Here is a 19595-nt window from a genome sequence, read left to right as displayed (position 1 = left end):
TTCCGCGGGCGCCGCGCTGGTTTCCTCAGAGCTCATCGGTGACACCTCCGGCGTACCGCTTGAGCCCCACGTACGACACAGGGAACGCACAGCCGAACAGCAGGAACATCGTAAGCGCCGCTATCGCCGGGTCCTCGCTTTGGGGCGAACCCGGCAGGAAGCCCGGCTTGGGCTTCTCGATGGGCTCTGCGTAGGTCAGGTAACGCGTTCCGATGGAGACGCCAGCAAAGCCGCCGTCAGTCACTGTCACGTCGAGCTTGACGCGGTTGACGCGATCCGGGAGAAGACGGAAGTTGCCTTCCGTCACCTCGCCGCCCTCGATGAACGCACCAGCGTCGTACAGCGTGACGGATTGTGAACGGAACGACCAGAGCTTGAGTACCGCGGTCCCGTCGTCGAGCGTTGACGAGCAAATGACCGTTGCCCGGTCGACCTCCTCGGTACATTCTTCCGGAATCGTCGATTCGTTCGAGTCCTCCGAGTCGTCGCCGACCTCGACGTCAACGGACGCGTTTCCTGCGTCCACCTGGAGCGGCACCGCGGCGCTGGTCCCGATACCGGATGCGGCAGCTGTGGCTACGACCATCAGCAGCGCGAAAAAGCGAACATTCATCTGATACTCACCGAGTTCCGGCCCAGGCGATGAAGCCGGCCGCGAGCGTTGCAGCTCCGCCCAGGATGCCGATACCAGGGATACCGAACGCAGAGAACTGCGACGGGTCGAAGCCGACTCCGCCGCCCTTCGACTCCTCGTACTTGTCGATCAGCTCCTCGTACCGCTTCTGGCGCTTGTCCCACTCCTCCTGGGTGATGTAGTTGGTATCGTCGTGGGGTTGCGAAGACGTGACAGTTGCCGAGTCGTACTCGTTGCCCTGCGAGTCGGTGAACTTCACGATCTCGAATGGCTCGGTCAGCTGTACCGTCTTGTACTCGGTCTTCGACGTGGAGCTGTAGACGATCACCGAGTCGATGTTCGTGATAGCTGTTTCCAGCTGATCACTCACATCGACGGTCCACGTCCCGTCTCCCTGGTCGGTGAAGTCCGATGCCGCGACCGTCGCGGTCTCGCCAGCGGACGTATCGATCGCGTACTCGGTCCCCTTCCAGGGTTCTGCAGTGAACGTCACCGTGCCACCGTCTACGCCAGTCTGGTAGTTGGACCACGTACCGTCACCCTGGGACAGGTCATACGTGAAGTAGTACGACATACTGTTAGCCGACGGGTCCACGGTGCCCGTGTTCAGGGTCGTGTCTCCGGTCGTCGCCAGCGAACCGTACAGCGTCACGTCGTCGTTCGGCAGGTGAATCTCAGCCTCGCGCTCGAGGTCGACCGAGACGTTCAGCGCCATGAGGTCCGCGATTGCCTGGTTGTAGTCCTCCTGGTCGGCAGTCATCTCAGACAGCTCCGAGGGGGTCAGCAGGTTCTTCGGGTCGAGCTCGCCAGCCTGAACCTTGCCGTAGACATTATCGACCCAGAGGATCAGGCCGTCACGGGCGGTCTGGAACGCGGTTTCCAGGGACGTGAGAATCGTGTTCCACTCCGTTTGGTGCGCCCACTCCACCGTGTTCCCCTGGGAGATCACGTAGTGGTCTCCGTAATTGTCATCAGGGGAGCTCGTCGTGGGATCCCAGAACCAGCCGGTCGTACCGGAGTAGCTACCAGAGGTGTACGAGAGGTTACTAACCTCACAGGCGACCCTCTGGACCGTGAACGTGTTTCCGTTGTTGAACGTGTACGTCTTGGTCGTGTCGCCGTTCGCCTCGTGGTCGGTGGACCAGTTTGCCGGGTCCCAGTACGCAGAATCCACCGAGTCGAGGTTCGTTGAGTACGGTTTCAGGTACTTCGCGTTCACGTCGGCGTGCTGGTCAGCCGCGATCCCGAGGTTCATCACCTGATTCGCCGTCTCGTTCCAGCTCTTCAGGAAGTTCGTGATGACCGTCTCCTCACGGGCGTCGATCTTGTTGAGCGCAGCAGTTTCGACTTGGGCTTGGGTCTTCTCGTTGTTAATCGCCTGAATCGCGGCAATCTTTCCATCAGCGTAGGCGGAGTCTTTGACACCGGCCTCGATGATGTTGCGATTGTCGACGAAGGTGCTCTGGTTCTGCGAGTACCAGTTACGGGACGTACTGTCGATGTGCTCTTTCAGAGCACTACCGGACAGCCCGTCAGACACGGTATCAGCACCAATCACCTCGTACTCTCGAAGGGCCCAACCCAGGGCGATGCCAGCACCGACGGCGGCAGCGCCCAGGCAGAGGCCACCACAGGCGATAGCCTCAGCGTCACCGACTGCCTCAAGCTCGGAAGGACCAGCACCAGTACCGACAGCGGCAGCTGTCCCGCCAGCAGTGAGTGTTTTCAGCGCAGTACGTCGCGTCATCGACGGCCCGTCCGGGCCTGTTGTCTCATGCAGTTGCGGTTTCGACATCGGTTTCTCCTCCGTCAGCAGCCAGCGGCGTGTTCGACGCTTCGATACGCTCGATCTTCTCTTCCAGCTCCTCGACGCGGGCCGTCTCCTCTTCGAGCTTTTCGCGCTTCGACTGGCCAGACTTCAACAGGCCGTAGCAGGCCCAGGCGAAGATCGGGACCGCGGCGAGCGCACCGAGTACGCCAGTCCAGTCAGCCGTTGCCAGGGGAACGGCTACAGCGGTGTACCCATAGACGTGAACGGCAAGTTCTCGCTCCATGGGTCACCTCGCGAGAATCGCGGTTGCGATCAGGAGCACGATGAACACGACGACCGTGCCCCACGGGTCGAACGAAGCCACTGCGTTTTGCACCTCGACGAGGAACGCGTGAGCGCCCATCAGCACGACAGAGAGCACGACCCACACCATTTCGACGGGGTGGTAGTACGACGGATCACGCGTGCCCGACGAGATGAAGACGATCACCATCGCCGCGAGCGTCCCGGTCAGCGGGAGCCACTGGTACGTCTCCATCAGCGTGACCGCGTCGCCCGTGATTCCGAGCATCGTCAGGCTCAGCACAGTGAACGCCGTGATTCCGAGGGCCGTCAGGAGGTTCAGCTTCTTGAACGTCTGCTCGATCGACGGGTTTCGCGCCATCAGTTCTCACCACCGTCGTCGGCGTCCTTGTCGACGAGCGCGACCTCGAACTCGGCGACCTCGACCTCCTCGTCGTCGTCGTTCTCGAACGACCACGTCTCGCCCGTGTTCCGGATGGCGATCACGTCGCCCTCCTTCACTTCGAGGCGGTCGACAGTGCGGTCAATCGAGGTCTTGCCGAAGAACAGCCGCGTCTCTCCCAGGTCGACGGCGAGCTCGTACAGCCTGGAGTTGTAGTCTCCGACTCCCTCCTCCATTCGGCGCACTTCGCCCGCGATGGACCAGTCGTCTTCCCGCATCTCCTCCGAGGAGATCCAGTCGTCTTCATCAGTTTCCTCTCCGTCCGGACCGTCATCGGATTCCCACTCCAGGGAATCCATGTCGATTTCCTGTTGCATTGCGGTTTTTGCTAGAACTGGAACTAGCATATAAAAGGAGGGAGGGGGTAGATAATAGGGAAAATAGGTCGAATTTCATCGTCTATTGAGACGTATTCTTTTACTAATATTGGATCACGCCACAGGATGGCTTTTAAAATGCAATTGACAGATGGTGGCAGATAATATGTTCCTTGACTCTTAGAGAAGTGTATGGCCAAAGGGGATCCTCAAAGCAATACTAAAGATGGCAAACCATTTTCAGATATCCAAGGTGACCGGTTGACAGTACTTCTAACTGGGTATGAGCAACTCAATGACGAAATTCGATATTTCGGACAAAGGATACATCAAACGTATTATTTGCTAATATCTACGACGGTAGTGTTGGCAGGACTTGGATTTGAGAAAGTTGTAGATTGGTTGTCGGTACTCATATTAGGAGGATTCATTTTCGTCGCAACTGGGTATATGATGTTCCTATTTCGAGTAAAACAGCGCTCTGGACAAATAATGCGAAGACAAATTGAAGATAAGCTATCTGATAGAGAGACTGCCGAAATTGAGCCACTTCTTCGAATTCAAAAGGGCGTTTGGGCAAACATTACACGATGGGACGACCCTGAAGATCGCTCTGTATCCTATGACCGAACTAATTGGGAAGAATTTACAAGATTAAGACCCATTCCTTCTGAGAGATTATTCTCCCAATTTGTGGTCTTATTTGGTGTCTTTTCTTTATCTTTAGGAGCAATTTTGTATATTTATCAATAACTCCTCGCTCAATCAGCGTCTATGACAGATATCGATCCAGGTCCGTCCGGATCGGGGACTCTCTCTGCTGTCACGACAGCATCGACGGGGGCGGGATGCTCGATACCGTGTTTCACGAGGTATCGAGCCATCGACTCACCGCCCCACATGGCTACGCCGGTCTTCTCGCATCTCCAATATGTTCCCTCGCCCCCGTCTCTACCGAGCTTGGTCTCGTGGAGCAGCCGCTTCACAGGCATCCGCGTCTCCACTATCTCGACGCCAGTACCGGCGCTGGCGGGGTACTCCTCCTGGCCGATCGTCACGGACTTGACGTGCCAGGACGGCGGCCGCTCGAACGATTCGGGCTCGTACGGGTCGATCCCCGCGTCGACCTCGGCCAGGACCTCCCGGAACTCCTCGGGGAGCTCGGGGGCCTTGCCCTCGACGACGCGCTCGACGATCTCGGCGTCACCTGGAGGCAAGCCAAGACGGCCGATCACCTCCGGTGGGTCGGCGTCCGGGTTGCGCTCCAGGAAGTCGCGGACGAGGTACCACTTTCGTATCTTCTCCGGGGCGTCCTCGACGCCCTGGTACGAACGGTAGAGTTCGTACGCGGTCGCGTCCGGGTTTTCGTCGAGCTCGTCCTCGATGGCTTGCCGCATGGCTACCCGTCGGGGAGCTTCGCCGATCGTCGCGCCCTCCCGGGCGCTCGGCCAGCGCGCTTTCAGCTGCTCACAACGATCGACGACGCCACCGTCGGCTACAGCGACGGAATCCGGCGACCGGGCAGCGGTCAGGGTTTGGTTCTGGTCGATGCCGTGCGGACTGTTGCACTCGGCACACTCCAGGTCGGCGCCACGACTCGTCGAGCGGATCACGAACTCGCCATGGTCTCGGTCCTGGTCCGAGTGTGGCGACTCCGCCCGCTGCCGGCAGGCGTCGGCCGTCGCCGCCCACTTCGCCGAGTCCGATCGGGACACCGTTTTGACGTTCGCGGCGGTCACGGCGGAGGCCCAGGCCACGTACTCAGTACTCCGTTCGTGAAGGTCTACGGGCCGTATCCCGCAGTAGCTCGCTACGTACGCCGCGAGGTTTTCCACCTCGTCGGCGGGTTTCACGGTGACCGTCTCGACGTCTTCCGCGTTCGCGTCCCAGTCCTCGACGTCGAGGTCGTGCGCGGATGCGCCCGCCCAGTCGCAGGACTCGACGTGCTTCTCGACGACCGGCCGGAGATCGGCGGCCGACAGCGGGCCGTCGGTGACGATCACGATGTGGTCGTGCCCGTAGCAGTGGTTGATACCACCGCCGCGTTCCCCGGTGTGTGGCTCTGCGCGGCGGTCGTACTGCCACTGGTCGCCCTCGAAACCGAGGCTTTCCATGGTGTTTCGCATGGTCTGGTAGCAGTCGCGCCAGCTGTCCGAGCGGACCGTCTCGTGGTCGATCGGCCCGACGCGCTCGCCGTCAGGGACGGACGACGCGGAACGGGTCAGCAACGCGATATGCGGGTCGTCGAAGTACGGCTCAGTTTCGCCGCCTGACGGCCTTTCGCCGCCACATAGCTCACGGAGCCACGCTTTCATCTGGGCGTAGTACCGTCGCTGGTACGAAGCGAACCAGCGCGTCTCGGCCTCGACGGAGTAGGTCTCGTACTCCGGGTCAGACAGTCGCCCTCGTTCGAGGTTGACGGTCGTTCGACGCGTGTCCTCGTGGCTCTCCAGGGTCTCGCGGACGGCTTCGCCCCAGGTGTAGGGCTTCCGTTCGGCAATGCGCGACCCGCTCACGCCGTTTTCCCACTCGTGCGCGGGCTCGCTGTCCCAGTCTTCCCACCGCTCGTGGGTGTACTCGCGCCGGAGCGACGTACCGTGTCGCCCGGTCAACGGAAGCGAGGCCAGCTCGGGGTACTCCTCGTGGAACTCTGCGACCCTTTCGGCCGAAGTGGGTAGCTCTCGAACGTGGAGATCTACGAGCGTCCCAACGTCGACCTCGGGCTCGGAGAGTCCGAACTCCGATTCCCCCGAGCTACCCGCCTCAGCAGGGGTTACAGAGTTGTTCAGGTTGGTATGCCGAGAGGGGCCTTCTGGGTGGTCCTGTGTAGCCACGTCAGAAGTTCCAGGAGGTGACCCGCTCGGTTGCGCAGTCCAGGCACCGATCCCACTTCTCGGGGATCGTCCCGACTGGGTTGATGCAGACCTCAGAACAGAAGCTGCATCGATACCACCGCTGCTCTGGGTGGTCCGGGTCGAGCGTGGCGAGAATCTGCTCCCGAGTGAGGGGAACCTCGCGAGTCTCCTTGACGGAGCTCATCGCGCGGTCACCACCTTCTCGCAGGTATCACACAGCAAGAGGAGACCGTCGCCCGCCTCAACGAGACTGAGCGGCGAGTCCGTCCATCCGCAGGCGGAACAGACGTTCATCGGTCTTCCACCTCACGGACGGCTTCGCGGACCTCCTGGTCAGTAGCGCCATCCTCGACGAGGCGAGAAGCACGGACGAACTCATTCGGCGGGTACGGCCAGTCTACCCGCTGCTGAGACCATTTACTACAGGAGGATAATATTCGTAACCTTAAGTTAAAATTAAGGTGAGTATGGGGCCGGAGGGATTTGAACCCACGATCGGCTGATATCTCCGTACCACGCCTCGGTACTCCAGAGGGTCGTCAACGCGACCGATGATCAGTCGGACGCTCGGTATATCAGCTCTGGATATCGTCACCTGGCGTGTGACCTCTGGAGTCAGCCGCCTTCCCGGACTAGGCCACAGCCCCGTGAATCGTCATTTGCCGAGTTGCACTAAAGGGGTTACGATTACTCCCGGTCGGTGTCGGCCCAGTCGCAGTCCTGGCACTTGAAGCCCGTAACGAACTCCGTCACGCTGGGCATGTAGCCGACCTTGATGACGTCGCCGCCGCAGTCGGGGCACTCCCGCTCGGCGTCCTCGATCGCTTCGGCGTCCATGACGGACTCGCCCTCGATTATCTCGGCGAGGCTCTCGGGCGTGACCATCCGTCCCTGGACGACGCGGTTGTCAGCCATGCCTGAGTTGGGGAGGGTGAGGCTCCTAAGCCTTGCTCATCAGAGCCAGGGGAGGCGCTCGTCGCCGTCGTCGTCACTGTCGCCGTTCTCACCGTTTGCGACGTCGTCGCCGAAAGGGACTGCGCGGTGGGGTTCGGTGTCGGCGTCGTCGTGTTCGACGCCCTGCGAGGCGCCGCCGTCGGTGAACGCCGCCGTCACGTCGACGCGGTCGGGGTCGAACTCGTCGTCGCGTTGTCGGGCGCGGCCTGGATCGAAGGCAAGCAGCGTCGTCACGCCGAGCACCGCGAGCGCGACGGGGGCGTCCCCCGGGATGGCGCCGAAGAGACTCAGCGGGAGGACCCCCAGCGCGACGGCGCTACCGAAGCGGAATCGGTCGATGTCGACGGCGTTGCGGAGCCACGGGCCGGCGAGGGCCGCAGTCAGTGCGAACGCCACGCCGACGCTGGCGGCCGCCGCCGCGCGAACCATGAGTTCTGGGTCGGTCTGGACGACGACGGAGAGGCCGTTCAGGTCGACGCTGACGACGAGGCCGATGACGAGTATCATCGACGGACGCGGCAGTATCTCCCCGATGCGAGCGCTGGCGGTCCGACCCGCGATGGCGAGGATGATGATGGCCGCGAAGCGGTCGAAGACGCCGGGGACGAGCACGCTCCGGATGGTCGGGGCGAGTGCGGCCACGATAACGGCGCCCGCGACGACCACTGCACCGACCAGCAGTATCGACTTCGTCACCTCCCTGACGTCGCCGTCCATCTCGGCGAGGATGACCGCGAGCGTCGCGGACCCGCCGAAGATGAGTAGACCGACCTCGATGATTCCGGTGACACTGGAGAGGGCCCCTGCCAGAACGACGGCGGCGAAGACGCCGTCTAACAGGGGTAACAGCATCACCGTCGCGAGGAGTCGCGTGGCGCCGCCGACGCGCCGCTCGAGTCCGACGGCGACCGGGTGTTGAGAGCTACTCATCGGCCGTTATCGGTGGCCCTCACCCGCGGACCCGTGGGTGCGACGACGCCGATACGCGAGGAGAGCGTCGGGAATCGGGAACGCCGACCGCCAGTTCGCTGTAAAGCGAGTGCCCACCAGGAATGTCTTGCCGACCTCTGCGAGCGAAGAGGTCGGTCGTCGGCTGCCGTCCGTGCCGGTGGGGCTGACGGATTGCATATCTATCATTTTCTTTGGTCGAAGTATAAACGTTGTGTGAGAATTGGCCGCACACGGTCGGCATCAGTCAGGTTTCCGACGTGCTTTCTTCCATCTTTTACCGATCCGGCGTTCCCAAGTGATGATCCACATTCTCGCCGGATTCGTGTGGGACCGGAGCCCACGCGTCTGTGCGTCTCGCAACGCTTTTGAGCTACCGTCTGTGACGGTTTACATGGCGAACGAGCGCGAGCCCTTCTCGCAAAAACTCCAGGTACCGGAAGCGCTGACGTTCGACGACGTACTCTTGCGACCCAAGGAGTCGCGCGTCGAACCGGACGAGGCTGACACCGCGACGCGGGTCTCGAAGAACGTCGAGATCAACGTGCCCGTCCTCACGGCGGCGATGGACACCGTCACCGAGAGCGACATGGCCATCGCGATGGCCCGACACGGCGGACTGGGCGTCCTCCACCGAAACATGGACGTCGACCAGATGGTCGCCGAAATCGAGCGCGTCAAGCGCGCCGACGAGTTGATCATCCGCGACGTCGTCACCGCCGCGCCGGACCAGACCGTCCGGGACGTCGACCAGATGATGGACAAACAGGGCGTCTCCGGCGCCCCAGTCGTCGACGACGATGGCCAGGTTCTGGGTATCATCTCGGGCACGGACATCCGCCCGTACCTCGAGGTCGGCGAGGACGACGCCGTCGACGAGGCCATGACCGACGAGGTCGTCACCGCCCCCGAGGACGTCACCGCCCGCGAGGCGCTCGAACTGATGTACGAACACAAGATCGAGCGCGTCCCCATCGTCGACGACGATAACCGCCTCATCGGCCTCGTCACGATGCAGGGCATCCTCCAGCGCCGCGAGTACGACACCGCGGCTCGCGACGAGAACGACCGACTCGTCGCCGGGGCCGCGGTCGGGCCGTTCGAACTCGACCGCGCGACGGCAGCCGACGAGGCCGGCGCCGACGTGCTGTTCATCGACTCCGCGCACGCGCACAACCTGAACGTCGTCGACAGCGCCCGCGAGATCAAGGAGACCGTCGACGCCGACGTCGTCGTCGGTAACATCGGCACCCGCGAGGCCGCCGAGGACGTCGTCGACTTCGCCGACGGGGTCAAGGTCGGCATCGGCCCGGGTTCGATCTGTACCACCCGCGTCGTCACCGGCGCCGGGATGCCTCAGATCACGGCCGTCTCCCAGGTCGCCGACGTCGCAAGCCAGCACGACGTCCCCGTCATCGCCGACGGCGGCATCCGCTACTCCGGCGACGCGATCAAGGCCGTCGCCGCCGGTGCCGACGCCGTCATGCTCGGTTCCTACTTCGCGGGCACGGACGAGGCGCCGGGCCGCGTCATCACGATGAACGGCAAGAAGTACAAGCAGTACCGCGGCATGGGCTCCGTCGGCGCGATGAGCGACGGCGGCGGCGACCGCTACCTGAAGGAGGAAGACGAGGACGACGAGTTCGTCCCCGAGGGCGTCGAGGCAGCGACGCCGTACAAGGGCTCGGTCCAGTCTGAGCTCCACCAGCTCGTCGGCGGCATGCAGTCCGGCATGGGCTACGTCGGCGCAGAGACCATCCCGGAGTTCAAGGAGCGCTCCGAGTTCGTCCGCGTCTCCGCCGCCGGCCAGCAGGAGAGTCACCCCCACGACGTGATGATCACCGACGAGGCGCCCAACTACAGCCCCGACGGCAACTGAGTGCCTGCTAGCAACTGACTGCGTCCGCTATCTTTCTGTCTCTACCCGTCACCCGGACTGGAATTCGTCGTAGGAGACCGCACCTGCGTCGACGGTCGCCTGTTCGTCCGGGACGGCCCCGTCTGGCGGATTGCCGTCCAGTCCACTGGGTTCGCCGACGACGACTCGCCAGACCATCCCGAGGCTCTTGTGGGGAATACAGTAGTCGTCGTACGTCCCCTCGACCTCGAACGTGTGGGAAAACGTCGCCCCCTGCTCGGTGAGCGTCTCGCCGTTCCACCCTTCGGCGCCCTCGGGGATCCGCGTCACCTCCGCCTGCGGATTCCCTTCCACGTAGCCCGTCGAGGAGTGGCTGCCAGACTCGTTGGTCCACGTGACGCTCGCCCCGGGGTCGACCGTGAGTCCGATCGGGTCGAAGTAGTACTGGTCGCCGTCGGTAATCATCGCGACGGTGGTCGAATCGCCGCCTGCTCCGTCGTCCTCACCGCCAGTAGCGACCGTCCTCGCTGTCTCGTCGCCGTCGACCGCTGGCGATTCCGTCACCGCGGTGTCGTCCGGGCTGCCACAGCCCGCGAGGCCGGTCAGGCCGACGCACGCGCCGGTTCCGATAGTTCTGATGTAGTGACGCCGCATCATGATAATTGGATGAATACTTCTGCTGGCGGCGGATGACCAGCGTGCTGGCACCAGCAAGTAGCTCCCGTCGGCCCCTCTACGGCGATCGGCGCGCGTGTCAGTCCGATTCGATCCGCGAAACATTCTTGCGCCTCCGACGGCCTATCACCGGGCAGTGACCGATACGTCGATAGAGATCGCCGCCGACGACGAGTCTCGCGACCAGGCCATCGCCGTTCGCGAGGAGGTGTTCGTCGAGGGACAGGGCGTGCCGCCGGAGCGGGAACGCGACGGGCACGACGAGGAGGCGACACACCTGATCGCTCGCCAGGACGATACGCCCATCGGGACGGCCCGCCTCCGCCAAATCGACGACGACACGGCCAAGGTCGAGCGCGTCGCAGTCCGCGAACCGTACCGCGGAGTGGGATGGGGAAGACGTCTCGTTAACCGCGTCGAAGCCGTCGCCCGCGAGCGCGGCGTCGAGACGCTCGTCCTCCACAGCCAGACTGCAGTCGAGGGATTCTACCAGCGGCTGGGCTATCACACGACCAGCGACGTCTTCGAGGACGCGGGCATCCCGCACGTCGAGATGGAGAAGTCACTCGAATGACCCCAGTGGACGACATCGAGGTAATCGCCAGCGACCGACCCGGTGAGGCGCATGCCATCCGCCGCACCGTCTTCGTCGAGGAACAGGGCGTCTCGGAACCCGTCGAGTTCGACGACCGAGATGGTGCGGCCCGTCACTTCGTCGCGCGCATCGGCTCCGACACCGCCGGCACCGCCCGCGTCCGCCTGATAGACGGAGAGACGGCGAAGGTCGAGCGCGTCGCCGTCCTCCCCGAGTTCCGAGGCCGCGGTGTCGGCGAAGCCGTGATGCGAGCGGCCCACGCCTACGCGAGAGACGAAGACAGATCCCGCACGCTCCTCCACGCCCAGAGACGCGTCGCGGAGTTCTACGAATCGCTCGGCTACGAATCTCTCGGCCCCGTCGAGGACGAGACTGACATTCCCCACGTGGAGATGGTTCTGGAGCTGTGAGGCGGGACGAAAACGCAGGCAAACGGGTCGGACGGGACTGAGCGAACGCGGAGTCGTTCGCGAGGGTCGGAGCGGCGTTTTCACTGCTCACTTCGTTCGCAGGAAAACGGGCCGGAAGGGATTTGAACCCTCGACCGACGGATTAAGAGTCCGTCGCTCTGCCGGACTGAGCTACCGGCCCAAGACAACTCAGGATTCCCGGTGGCGGGTAAAATAGGTTTCCTTTCGGTCCCCGGAGTGCGGGACGGCAACGGGCCACTGTGGCGACAGAAAGGTACGGGATAGCTGGTGTGAAATAAACCCGGAACGGTAAAACCGCAAGCGGGCTACGGGACCCAGTGGAGCCATGGAAGAGGTTGATATAAGGGCCTCCACCACCTCGCAAAAGACAACAGATGAGTACCGCTACCGGTATCGCGATGGCTTCCATGTCGCGGTACGCTATCCTCGGCTGTGGGAGTGTTGGCCACGCCGTCGCCGAAGAACTGGTCGAGGAGGGGAAAGACGTCCTCATCCTCGACCGGGACGAGGGTCGCGTCGAGGCGCTGCGCGACCAGGACCTGAACGCACAGACCGCGGACATCAGAGAGCAATCCATCGTCGGGGACCTGGCGGACCGCGACGTCGTGCTCATCCTCTCGTCGGACGTGGACGCCAACGCCCAGGCGCTGGAGAACATCCGTGCCGCGGACGACGGTGACCAGTTCGTCGTCGCGCGCGCGGACGACCCGGTTTCGGCCGACGAACTCACCGAGCTCGGCGCCGACGTCGTCATCAACCCGTCGGCGGTCATCGCCGATTCGGCACTGCGGGCCCTGGAGACGGGCGAACTCGAGTACAAGGCGAGCCAGCTCGCCGACGTCATCGACGGGACGGAACGGCGGATGTCGATCCTCATCCATCGCTCGCCCGACCCGGACTCCATCGCCAGCGCCGCGGCGCTCCAGGCGATCGCCCAGGGCCGCGACGTCGAGGCCGACATCGTCTACGAGGGCGAGATCGGTCACCAGGAGAACCGCGCGTTCGTCAACCTGCTCGGCATCGAACTCGTCTCGCGGGGCGCCGTCGACATGGACGACTACGACACGTTCGCGCTGGTCGACACGGCGAAGGGAGTCGAACCGGACCCCGAGAACGTGGACGTCATCATCGACCACTACGAGCACGACCACGACCACGACGCCCGGTTCGTGGACATCCGGCCGAACGTCTCGGCGACGTCGACCATCCTCACGAAGTACATCCAGGAGCTCGACCTCACCCTCGAACAGGAGGTCGCGACCGCGCTGCTGTACGGCATCCGTGCGGAGACGCTGGACTTCAAGCGCGACACGACGCCCGCGGACCTGACCGCGGCGGCGTACCTCTACCCCTTCGCCGACCACGACACACTCGAACAGGTCGAGTCGCCGTCGATGTCGCCCGAGACGCTGGACGTCCTTGCGGAGGCTATCCGCAATCGCGAGGTCAAGGGCTCACACCTCGTCTCCAACGCAGGGTTCATCCGCGACCGGGACGCGCTGGCCCAGGCTGCTCAGCACCTTCTCAACCTGGAAGGGATCACGACGACGGCGGTGTTCGCGCTCGCCGACGACACCATCTACCTCGCCGCCCGCTCGAAAGACATCCGGATGAACATCGGCAAGGTGCTCCACGACGCCTTCGGCGAGATGGGCGACACGGCCGGACACTCCACCGACGCCAGCGTCGAGATCCCGCTCGGTATCTTCACCGGAATCGAGACCAGCGAGGACAGCCGCGACACGCTACTGGCGCTCACCGAAGAGGCGGTGCGAACGAAACTGTTCGAGGCGATGGGCGTCGACAGTAGTAGTAGCAGTAGCGAGTCGTCGAACGGGAGCTAATCAGGCAGCGACTTCTTCTTCGTCTTCGTCCGCGGGGCCGGTCAGGCGCTCGACGATACTGTTGACGATGACGACGTCGCCGACGGCCTGCACCCAGCGATACGGGATGATCACGCCGCGCGAGGCGTCGACTTCGCCCGAGAAGAGTTCCCTGTTCAGCTGGTGCAGTGCGAGGCCAGTGACGTCCTGTCTGTCGAGGTCGAGGCGGAGGTCCTCGACTTCGCCGACGAAGACGCCGTTGTTGGAGTACACCTCACGGCCCACGAGCGTCGTAATCTCCTGCGGAACGCTGTCCGGATCCATATATGCTGGCTTGGTTCCGGGGACCTTAACTCTTGGTAGGTGTCTGACGGAGCGCGGACGACGGCGCACCCGATCAGTCGTGCGGTTTCCGGCCACGGCGCCGACGCGCGGACGGGTAACGACGTCCTGACTCGCACCGGCGTCGTGTCACGTGAATCCGGACGCTTAATGTACGCAGTCGCTGACGTGCCCGTATGAGCTTGCAGGTGAGCCGTCGGCTGGGGCCGGCCGACGGGGTGACGCTGATCAACGCCGTCGTCGGGTTCGTCGCCGGCGTCGTCGCCTTCACCGACCCGCGACTCGCGGCCCGGCTCGTGCTTCTGGCCGCCATCGTCGACGCCCTCGACGGGATCATCGCCCGCAGCGCCGGCAACTCTGACGTCGGGCCGCTGCTCGACTCTATCACCGACATCGTGTCGTTCGGCACGACTCCGGGCCTGTTCGTCTACGGGGTCGTCCGACTGGAGTACGGCGGTCTCGACGACCTCTCTCCGCTCGTGCTCGCTATCGCGCTCCTCGTTCCCGCGGGGTTCGCCGCCTTCTCCATCCTGCGGACGGCGTTCTACGAGGTGTACGTCGGTGAGGGCGAGGACCGCCCCGGTATCCCGAACGCGCTGGCCGCGGTCATCCTCGCGGCGGCGTACCTCTCGGGCCTCGTTCCGGTTCCCGTGCTCCTCGGGGCGACCGTCGTCCTCTCTGTCCTCATGGTCGCACCGGTCCGCTATCCCAAACTCGCAGTCCGGGACGCGTTCGCCCTCGGTGCGATACAGGCCCTGGCCATCCTCGTCCCGTCGGCGTTCCACGGCGTCTTTCCCATCGCGCTGCTCGTCGCCGCGATGGCCTACCTGACCCTCGGCCCGGTCTACTACTGGGGACCGTCGAACGGGTCGGTCGACAACGCGCCGTAGTCACCCACCGGTTCCCGAACGTTTTTCCAACCGTCAACCGATGATAGGATCGTGGTTTACGAGTCGAGCAACCGGACGATAGACGACGCGATGGCGCGCGTACTCGACGGAGAGCAACTCGACCGACGCGACGGCCTCGCGCTGCTGGCCCAGCCAGTCGACGAACTGGCGGCCGCGGCCGACGCGGTCCGCGCCCACTTCGGCGACGGCACCGTCGACGCCTGTTCCATCGTCAACGCCAAGGCCGGTAACTGCGCCGAGGACTGTGGGTTCTGTGCCCAGTCGGTCCACTTCGACACCGGCATCGACACCTACGACTTTCTGGACCCGGAGGAGATACTCGCGGCGGCGAAACGGGCCGAACGGGACGGCGCCCAGCGATTCGGCATCGTCGTCGCCGAGAAGGGCGTCTCGAAGGAGAAACGTCCCCAGGAGTGGGCCGACGTCCTCCGTGCCATACGGCTGGTCCGCGACGAGACCGACGTCGAAGTCGACGCCAGCCTCGGCATCCTCACCGAGGAGGAGGCCCGAATTCTCGCCGACGAGGGCATCAACCATTACAATCACAACATCGAGACGTCGCCGCGGTACTTCCCCGAGATCGTGGATACCCACTCCTTCGCGGACCGCGTCGAGACGCTGAAGGTAGCGAAGGAGGCGGGAATGGACCTGTGTGCTGGGGTCATCCTCGGCATGGGCGAGGCGCCCACCGACCGCGTCGACGCCGCCGTGGCCCTCCAGGGCGTCGGCGTCTCCTCGCTCCCGGTGAACATCCTCAATCCAGTGGCGGGAACGCCCCTGGCGGAACGTGGGTTGCCGGACGTCACGACCGAAGAGATCATCCGTACCATCGCCGTCTACCGCTTCCTCCACCCGCACGCCCGCGTTCGCCTCACCGGCGGCCGCGAGGCCAATTTCGACGCGGACGAACAGCACCTGCCGTTCGAGGCCGGTGCCGACGGTGTCCTGACCGGCGATTACCTCACGACCGAGGGTCAGTCCGCTGGCGACGACATCGAGATAATCGAGCGCGCCGGCCTCGAACCCAACGTTGACCGCAACGAGTTCGATCCGGCCGCTGTGAAAGCCCGTTCCGCCGAAGACGTCGACAACGACGAGACCGTCGACACCGCTGCCGGAACGGCGACCAGCGAAGCCGACGTCGAGTCTTCGGGGTGATCTCACTGGCGCCGTTGTCGAGTTCGCACACGGCAGACGGCGACTGGGCAGGCAAAAATGAGGAAGGTTCGTTCTCCACGTGGCGTACGGCGCCGTCGAGCGAGCGACTGCTGACCCAGGTTACGGACGCTCCGAGTCGGACGGGCACAGGACTGCACGAACGGAAAGGGGGTGGTACCCCCAGCGTGTGACACTACGGAGCCTGGTGGCTCCACGTTAACATTTGCCATCCATTCCCATAAGTAGTGAATACCGTTCAGGGCCGTAGGAGGTCCCTACGCCCGTTATCTGGTTTTATTCTCCGGCGTCCAGGATCGATTCGACGTCGACGCCGCCGTCGAGGAGTTCCCGCATCCGTTCGACGGTCGCCTCGCTTCGCGTGCGGCCCGAGCGTAGCACTTCCTCGACGCGGTCGATGGTCGTCCTGGTGTCGGACTGGACGAGGAGGATCGGAACGCCGGCGTCCGCTGCCTTCCCGAGGACGGCGTTCGGCGGGCGGAATCCACCGGTCAACAGCATCGCTTCGATTCCCGACGCTTCGAGCGCGGCGGCCTGAACCTCCGACCGGTCGCCGCCGGTGATCATCACAGCGTCGCGGGTCCGACGGAACTGCGTGAGCGCGCTGTTGCCGCCCATGGCGCCCACGGTGAAGCGCTCGACGTGCGTGTCGAGCCCTGCCTCGGACGTGAGCACGTCGCAGCCGAGGCTGTCAGCGAGTTCGCGTATCGTGACGCCCGAGAGCTCCTTGACGTTCGGGAGCGCGCCGAACACCGGGACGCCCCGTCCCTCCAGGAACGGGAGGACGTCGTCGGTCAGCACGTCCATCTGCGCGTCGGCGACGCCGTTGAACAGGACGCCACCGAGGTTGTCACCGATGCGCTCCGCGCTGGCGAGGACGTCGTCCGTGTCGCCCACGGCGTCGAACTCGGAGACGAGCAGTACGCTGGCGTCGATCGCCTCGGCGATGTCGACGTCCGTCAGGTCCACCATGCTCCCCGTCGAGAGGTCGTCGCTCCCCTCGACGATCATGAGGTCGGTGTCCGCCGAGAGGTCATGGAAGCTGTCGACGACGCGCTCCCGGAGTTCGTCGGGGTCCTCGCGGCCGCGGACGACCTCCTGGACGAACGTCGGCGAGTAGACGATGGGCTCCAACTCGTGCATCTCGGCGTCGATACCGAGCAGCTCGCGGGCCAGCATCGGGTCCTCGTCGCGGGTCTTGCCCACCGCGCTCTGCAGGCGGGTCCCTTTGGGCTTCATATACCCCACTGTCTTGCCCTGGTCCTGGGCCGTTCGCGCGAGTGCGAGCGCGATGGCCGTCTTGCCGATGCCGTCGTCCGTCGAAGTGACGAGTACTGTGTTCATAGTTCCTCCTGGTCGATCGTGAGTCGCAGGTCCACCGCCGTCGCACCGTCCGGCGTCGCGACGAGGGGATTGATGTCCAGTTCGAGTATCGCCGGGAAGTCGGTCACCAGCTGGGAGAGCCGCTGGACGGTCTCGACGATGGCCGACTCGTCGACGCGGTCCCGGCCGCGCGCGCCGCGCAACAGCGGCGCCGAATCTATCTCGTCGAGCATCGCCGTCGCTTCCGGTTCGGAGACCGGCGCGACGCGGACCGTCGTGTCCTCCAGCACCTCGACGAAGATGCCGCCGAGGCCGAAGAGCACGAGCGGGCCGAACTGCGGGTCGCGGTTGACGCCGAGGATCGTCTCGGTGCCCGATTCGAGGTCGACCATCTCCTGGACCTGAACGCCGAGGATGGTCGCGTCCCGCTGGTAGTTTCGGGCGCGAACGACCAGATCCTCGTAGGTGTCGCGGACGTCCTTGGGGGCGACGCCGACCTCCACGCCGCCGATGTCGGACTTGTGGAGGATGTCGGGGCTGACGATCTTCATCACGACGTCGTCGCCGATATCGCGGGCGATCTGCTGGGCGTCGCTCGGCGAGTTGACGACGTCGCCCTGCGGCGTCGGGATGCCGTAGGCGTCGAGCAGGTCCATCGCCTCCACGCCGAGGCGGTTTCGCCCGCGCTCGGCCGCGTCTTCCAGGATGCCACGCGCCCGCTCCCGGTCGACCTCGAAGGTCTCGGGGTCGACGTACTCGCGCGCCTGGATATCGCCGTAGCGCCGGAGCGCGTCGAGGCTGTCGACGGCCCGGGCGGGGTCGAAGTAGGTCGGGACGCCCGCGTCGTTGAGCATCGGGGCGGCGTCGCCGACGGACTTCCCGCCCATCAGCGTCGCCGCGATGGGCTGGTCGAACGCCGACTGCTGTTTGACGATCACCTCCGCCAGGTTCTCGTAGGATAGAACTGCCGTCGGGCAGGCGACCACGACTGCCATCGAGACGTTCTCGTCGGCGAGCACCGTCTCGAGTGCCGCCTCGAACCTGGCCGCGGGCGCGTCGCCGATGATGTCGACCGGGTTGTAGATGTTCGCCTCCGCGGGCATTGTCTCTGTCAACTTCTCTATCGTGCGGTCCGAGAACTCCGCGAGGGCCATCCCCGAATCGCCCACGGCGTCGGTCGTCATCACGCCCGGGCCGCCCGCGTTGGTCACGATGGCGATCTCATCGCCGTCGGGCAGGGGCTGGTCGGAGAGTATCTGCGCGTAGTCGAACAGCTCCTGGACCGTCTCGACGCGGATGGTGCCGGCCTGTTCGAGTCCGGCCTCGTAGGCCCGTTCGGACCCAGCGATAGCACCAGTGTGGGATGCGGCGGCACTCGCGCCCGCGTCGGTCCGACCGGACTTGACGAGCACGATCGGCGTCTCCTGGGTGACCTCTCGGGCCGTCTCGATGAACGCAGCGCCGTCGCTCACGTCTTCGAGGTAGCCGAGGATCACGTCGGTGTCGGGGTCGTCGCCCCACTGGTCGACGAAGTCGCTCTCGTCGAGGACGGCCTTGTTCCCCAGCGAGACGATGTCTTTGAACCCGACGTCTCGCTCGGCGGCCCAGTCGAGGACCGCGGTGACGAACGCGCCCGACTGGCTCATGAACGAAACGTCACCCTCCTGGGCCATCTCGTTGCCGAACGTCGCGTTGAGGCCAACGGGGGTGCTCATGATACCCAGCGAGTTCGGGCCGACGAGGTTGAGGTCGTACTCGGCGGCGACCGCACGCAGCGCTCGCTCGCGCGCGGCCCCCTCGCTTCCCGTCTCGCCGAACCCCGCCGTGATCACCACGACGTTCCGGATACCGGCTTCTCCGGCCTCGCGAATGCTGTCGACCGCCACGTCCGGCGGGACCACGACCACGCCGACGTCGATAGCGACGTCGTCGACGTCGGCGACCGAATCGTGGCACTCGAGCCCGAACACGTCGTCCTGGTAGGGATTGACCGCGACGACGTCACCCTGGAACGACTCGAGGAGGTTCTCGGTGATGGCGCGACCGACCGCCCCCTCGCTGTCCGTGGCCCCGATCACCGCGACACGTTCCGGCGCAAACAGGGTAGATAACTGTCCCATTCCTCGCACGCACGTTCGTTCGTCGCCCGCAAATAACTGCTGCTACTGGCAGGACACCTGCGGATTATACTGGGGGTGTTTTTACCGACTTCGTCGACGTCGGTCTGGATTCGGTTC

At 64.3% G+C, this 19595-nt stretch carries 20 protein-coding genes and 2 tRNA genes; 7 read left to right on the top strand and 15 right to left on the bottom strand.

From position 1 onward, the window contains the following. Nucleotides 1-25: 25 nt before the first annotated feature. Genes AC5FRV_RS04735 through AC5FRV_RS04715 form a run of 5 tightly spaced genes read right to left on the bottom strand, consistent with a single transcriptional unit; the run spans nucleotide 26 to nucleotide 3467 of the window. Nucleotides 26-586, bottom strand: a complete 561-nt coding sequence (locus AC5FRV_RS04735; protein WP_493559943.1) for a DUF8063 family protein — start codon at nucleotides 584-586, stop codon at nucleotides 26-28. Nucleotides 587-620: 34 nt separating this feature from the next. After that, nucleotides 621-2429 carry an Env/VP5 family phage fusion protein gene (locus AC5FRV_RS04730; RefSeq protein ID WP_493559942.1) on the bottom strand — a complete coding sequence of 603 codons (1809 nt, stop codon included), beginning with the start codon at nucleotides 2427-2429 and terminating at the stop codon, nucleotides 621-623. After that, nucleotides 2407-2688 carry a hypothetical protein gene (locus tag AC5FRV_RS04725; protein WP_493559941.1) on the bottom strand — a complete coding sequence of 94 codons (282 nt, stop codon included), beginning with the start codon at nucleotides 2686-2688 and terminating at the stop codon, nucleotides 2407-2409. Before AC5FRV_RS04725 ends, AC5FRV_RS04730 begins: the two co-directional genes overlap by 23 nt. 3 nt (nucleotides 2689-2691) lie before the next feature. Further along, on the bottom strand, nucleotides 2692-3069 hold the full coding sequence (locus AC5FRV_RS04720; RefSeq protein ID WP_493559940.1) for a DUF8023 family protein: 378 nt from the start codon (nucleotides 3067-3069) through the stop codon (nucleotides 2692-2694). Further along, nucleotides 3069-3467 (bottom strand): hypothetical protein, encoded by a 399-nt coding sequence (locus AC5FRV_RS04715; protein WP_493559939.1) that lies wholly within the window; start codon nucleotides 3465-3467, stop codon nucleotides 3069-3071. The genes AC5FRV_RS04720 and AC5FRV_RS04715 overlap by 1 nt, the downstream gene beginning before the upstream one ends. A gap of 192 nt (nucleotides 3468-3659) precedes the next feature. Here AC5FRV_RS04715 and AC5FRV_RS04710 point away from each other — a divergent pair, with 192 nt between their 5' ends. Continuing rightward, a complete protein-coding gene (locus tag AC5FRV_RS04710; protein WP_493559938.1) occupies nucleotides 3660-4220 on the top strand; it encodes a hypothetical protein in 561 nt (186 codons plus the stop codon). A gap of 8 nt (nucleotides 4221-4228) precedes the next feature. Here AC5FRV_RS04710 and AC5FRV_RS04705 read toward each other — a convergent pair whose 3' ends face one another. The 5 genes from AC5FRV_RS04705 to AC5FRV_RS04685 form a co-directional block, all read right to left on the bottom strand. Next, entirely contained in the window at nucleotides 4229-6079 is a 1851-nt protein-coding gene (locus AC5FRV_RS04705; RefSeq protein ID WP_493559937.1) for a hypothetical protein, read from the bottom strand. Between the two features lie 223 nt (nucleotides 6080-6302). Further along, on the bottom strand, nucleotides 6303-6506 hold the full coding sequence (locus AC5FRV_RS04700; RefSeq protein ID WP_493559936.1) for a hypothetical protein: 204 nt from the start codon (nucleotides 6504-6506) through the stop codon (nucleotides 6303-6305). Between the two features lie 284 nt (nucleotides 6507-6790). After that, nucleotides 6791-6969, bottom strand: a tRNA-Trp gene (locus AC5FRV_RS04695). Between the two features lie 40 nt (nucleotides 6970-7009). After that, nucleotides 7010-7237, bottom strand: a complete 228-nt coding sequence (locus AC5FRV_RS04690; RefSeq protein ID WP_493559935.1) for a DUF5795 family protein — start codon at nucleotides 7235-7237, stop codon at nucleotides 7010-7012. Nucleotides 7238-7276: 39 nt separating this feature from the next. Beyond that, on the bottom strand, nucleotides 7277-8206 hold the full coding sequence (locus AC5FRV_RS04685; protein ID WP_493559934.1) for a DUF5794 domain-containing protein: 930 nt from the start codon (nucleotides 8204-8206) through the stop codon (nucleotides 7277-7279). A gap of 412 nt (nucleotides 8207-8618) precedes the next feature. Between AC5FRV_RS04685 and guaB the strand changes: the two genes are divergently transcribed. Continuing rightward, nucleotides 8619-10103 (top strand): IMP dehydrogenase, encoded by a 1485-nt coding sequence (gene guaB / locus AC5FRV_RS04680; protein ID WP_493559933.1) that lies wholly within the window; start codon nucleotides 8619-8621, stop codon nucleotides 10101-10103. Between the two features lie 48 nt (nucleotides 10104-10151). Here the strand turns inward: guaB and AC5FRV_RS04675 are convergent, their stop codons facing one another. Continuing rightward, nucleotides 10152-10739 (bottom strand): plastocyanin/azurin family copper-binding protein, encoded by a 588-nt coding sequence (locus tag AC5FRV_RS04675; RefSeq protein WP_493559932.1) that lies wholly within the window; start codon nucleotides 10737-10739, stop codon nucleotides 10152-10154. A gap of 154 nt (nucleotides 10740-10893) precedes the next feature. On the opposite strand from AC5FRV_RS04675, the gene AC5FRV_RS04670 reads away from it, so the two are divergent. After that, complete coding sequence (locus AC5FRV_RS04670; RefSeq protein ID WP_493559931.1) at nucleotides 10894-11331, top strand: GNAT family N-acetyltransferase; 438 nt, start codon at nucleotides 10894-10896, stop codon at nucleotides 11329-11331. After that, nucleotides 11328-11762 carry a GNAT family N-acetyltransferase gene (locus tag AC5FRV_RS04665; RefSeq protein WP_493559930.1) on the top strand — a complete coding sequence of 145 codons (435 nt, stop codon included), beginning with the start codon at nucleotides 11328-11330 and terminating at the stop codon, nucleotides 11760-11762. Before AC5FRV_RS04670 ends, AC5FRV_RS04665 begins: the two co-directional genes overlap by 4 nt. A gap of 107 nt (nucleotides 11763-11869) precedes the next feature. Here the strand turns inward: AC5FRV_RS04665 and AC5FRV_RS04660 are convergent. Continuing rightward, nucleotides 11870-11943: transfer RNA gene (locus tag AC5FRV_RS04660), tRNA-Lys, on the bottom strand. Nucleotides 11944-12157: 214 nt separating this feature from the next. Between AC5FRV_RS04660 and AC5FRV_RS04655 the strand changes: the two genes are divergently transcribed. Next, nucleotides 12158-13627 (top strand): DHH family phosphoesterase, encoded by a 1470-nt coding sequence (locus AC5FRV_RS04655; RefSeq protein ID WP_493559929.1) that lies wholly within the window; start codon nucleotides 12158-12160, stop codon nucleotides 13625-13627. Here the strand turns inward: AC5FRV_RS04655 and AC5FRV_RS04650 are convergent, their stop codons facing one another. Next, complete coding sequence (locus AC5FRV_RS04650) at nucleotides 13628-13930, bottom strand: PRC-barrel domain-containing protein (RefSeq protein WP_089817467.1); 303 nt, start codon at nucleotides 13928-13930, stop codon at nucleotides 13628-13630. It lies immediately after the preceding gene. Between the two features lie 194 nt (nucleotides 13931-14124). Between AC5FRV_RS04650 and AC5FRV_RS04645 the strand changes: the two genes are divergently transcribed. Further along, complete coding sequence (locus AC5FRV_RS04645) at nucleotides 14125-14838, top strand: protein sorting system archaetidylserine synthase (RefSeq protein WP_493559928.1); 714 nt, start codon at nucleotides 14125-14127, stop codon at nucleotides 14836-14838. Nucleotides 14839-14889: 51 nt separating this feature from the next. Next, on the top strand, nucleotides 14890-16017 hold the full coding sequence (gene bioB / locus AC5FRV_RS04640; RefSeq protein ID WP_493559927.1) for a biotin synthase BioB: 1128 nt from the start codon (nucleotides 14890-14892) through the stop codon (nucleotides 16015-16017). 294 nt (nucleotides 16018-16311) lie between these two features. Here bioB and AC5FRV_RS04635 read toward each other — a convergent pair whose 3' ends face one another. Both AC5FRV_RS04635 and acs read right to left on the bottom strand, forming a co-directional pair. Further along, entirely contained in the window at nucleotides 16312-17379 is a 1068-nt protein-coding gene (locus tag AC5FRV_RS04635; RefSeq protein ID WP_493559926.1) for a phosphotransacetylase family protein, read from the bottom strand. Continuing rightward, nucleotides 17376-19478, bottom strand: a complete 2103-nt coding sequence (gene acs / locus AC5FRV_RS04630; protein WP_493559925.1) for an acetate--CoA ligase alpha subunit — start codon at nucleotides 19476-19478, stop codon at nucleotides 17376-17378. The genes AC5FRV_RS04635 and acs overlap by 4 nt, the downstream gene beginning before the upstream one ends. Nucleotides 19479-19595 lie beyond the last annotated feature (117 nt).

The organism is Halomicrobium sp. HArcel3, from assembly GCF_058933135.1.
Note: the sequence above shows the minus strand (reverse complement) of the source record. Positions and strands in the feature narration are given on the sequence as shown.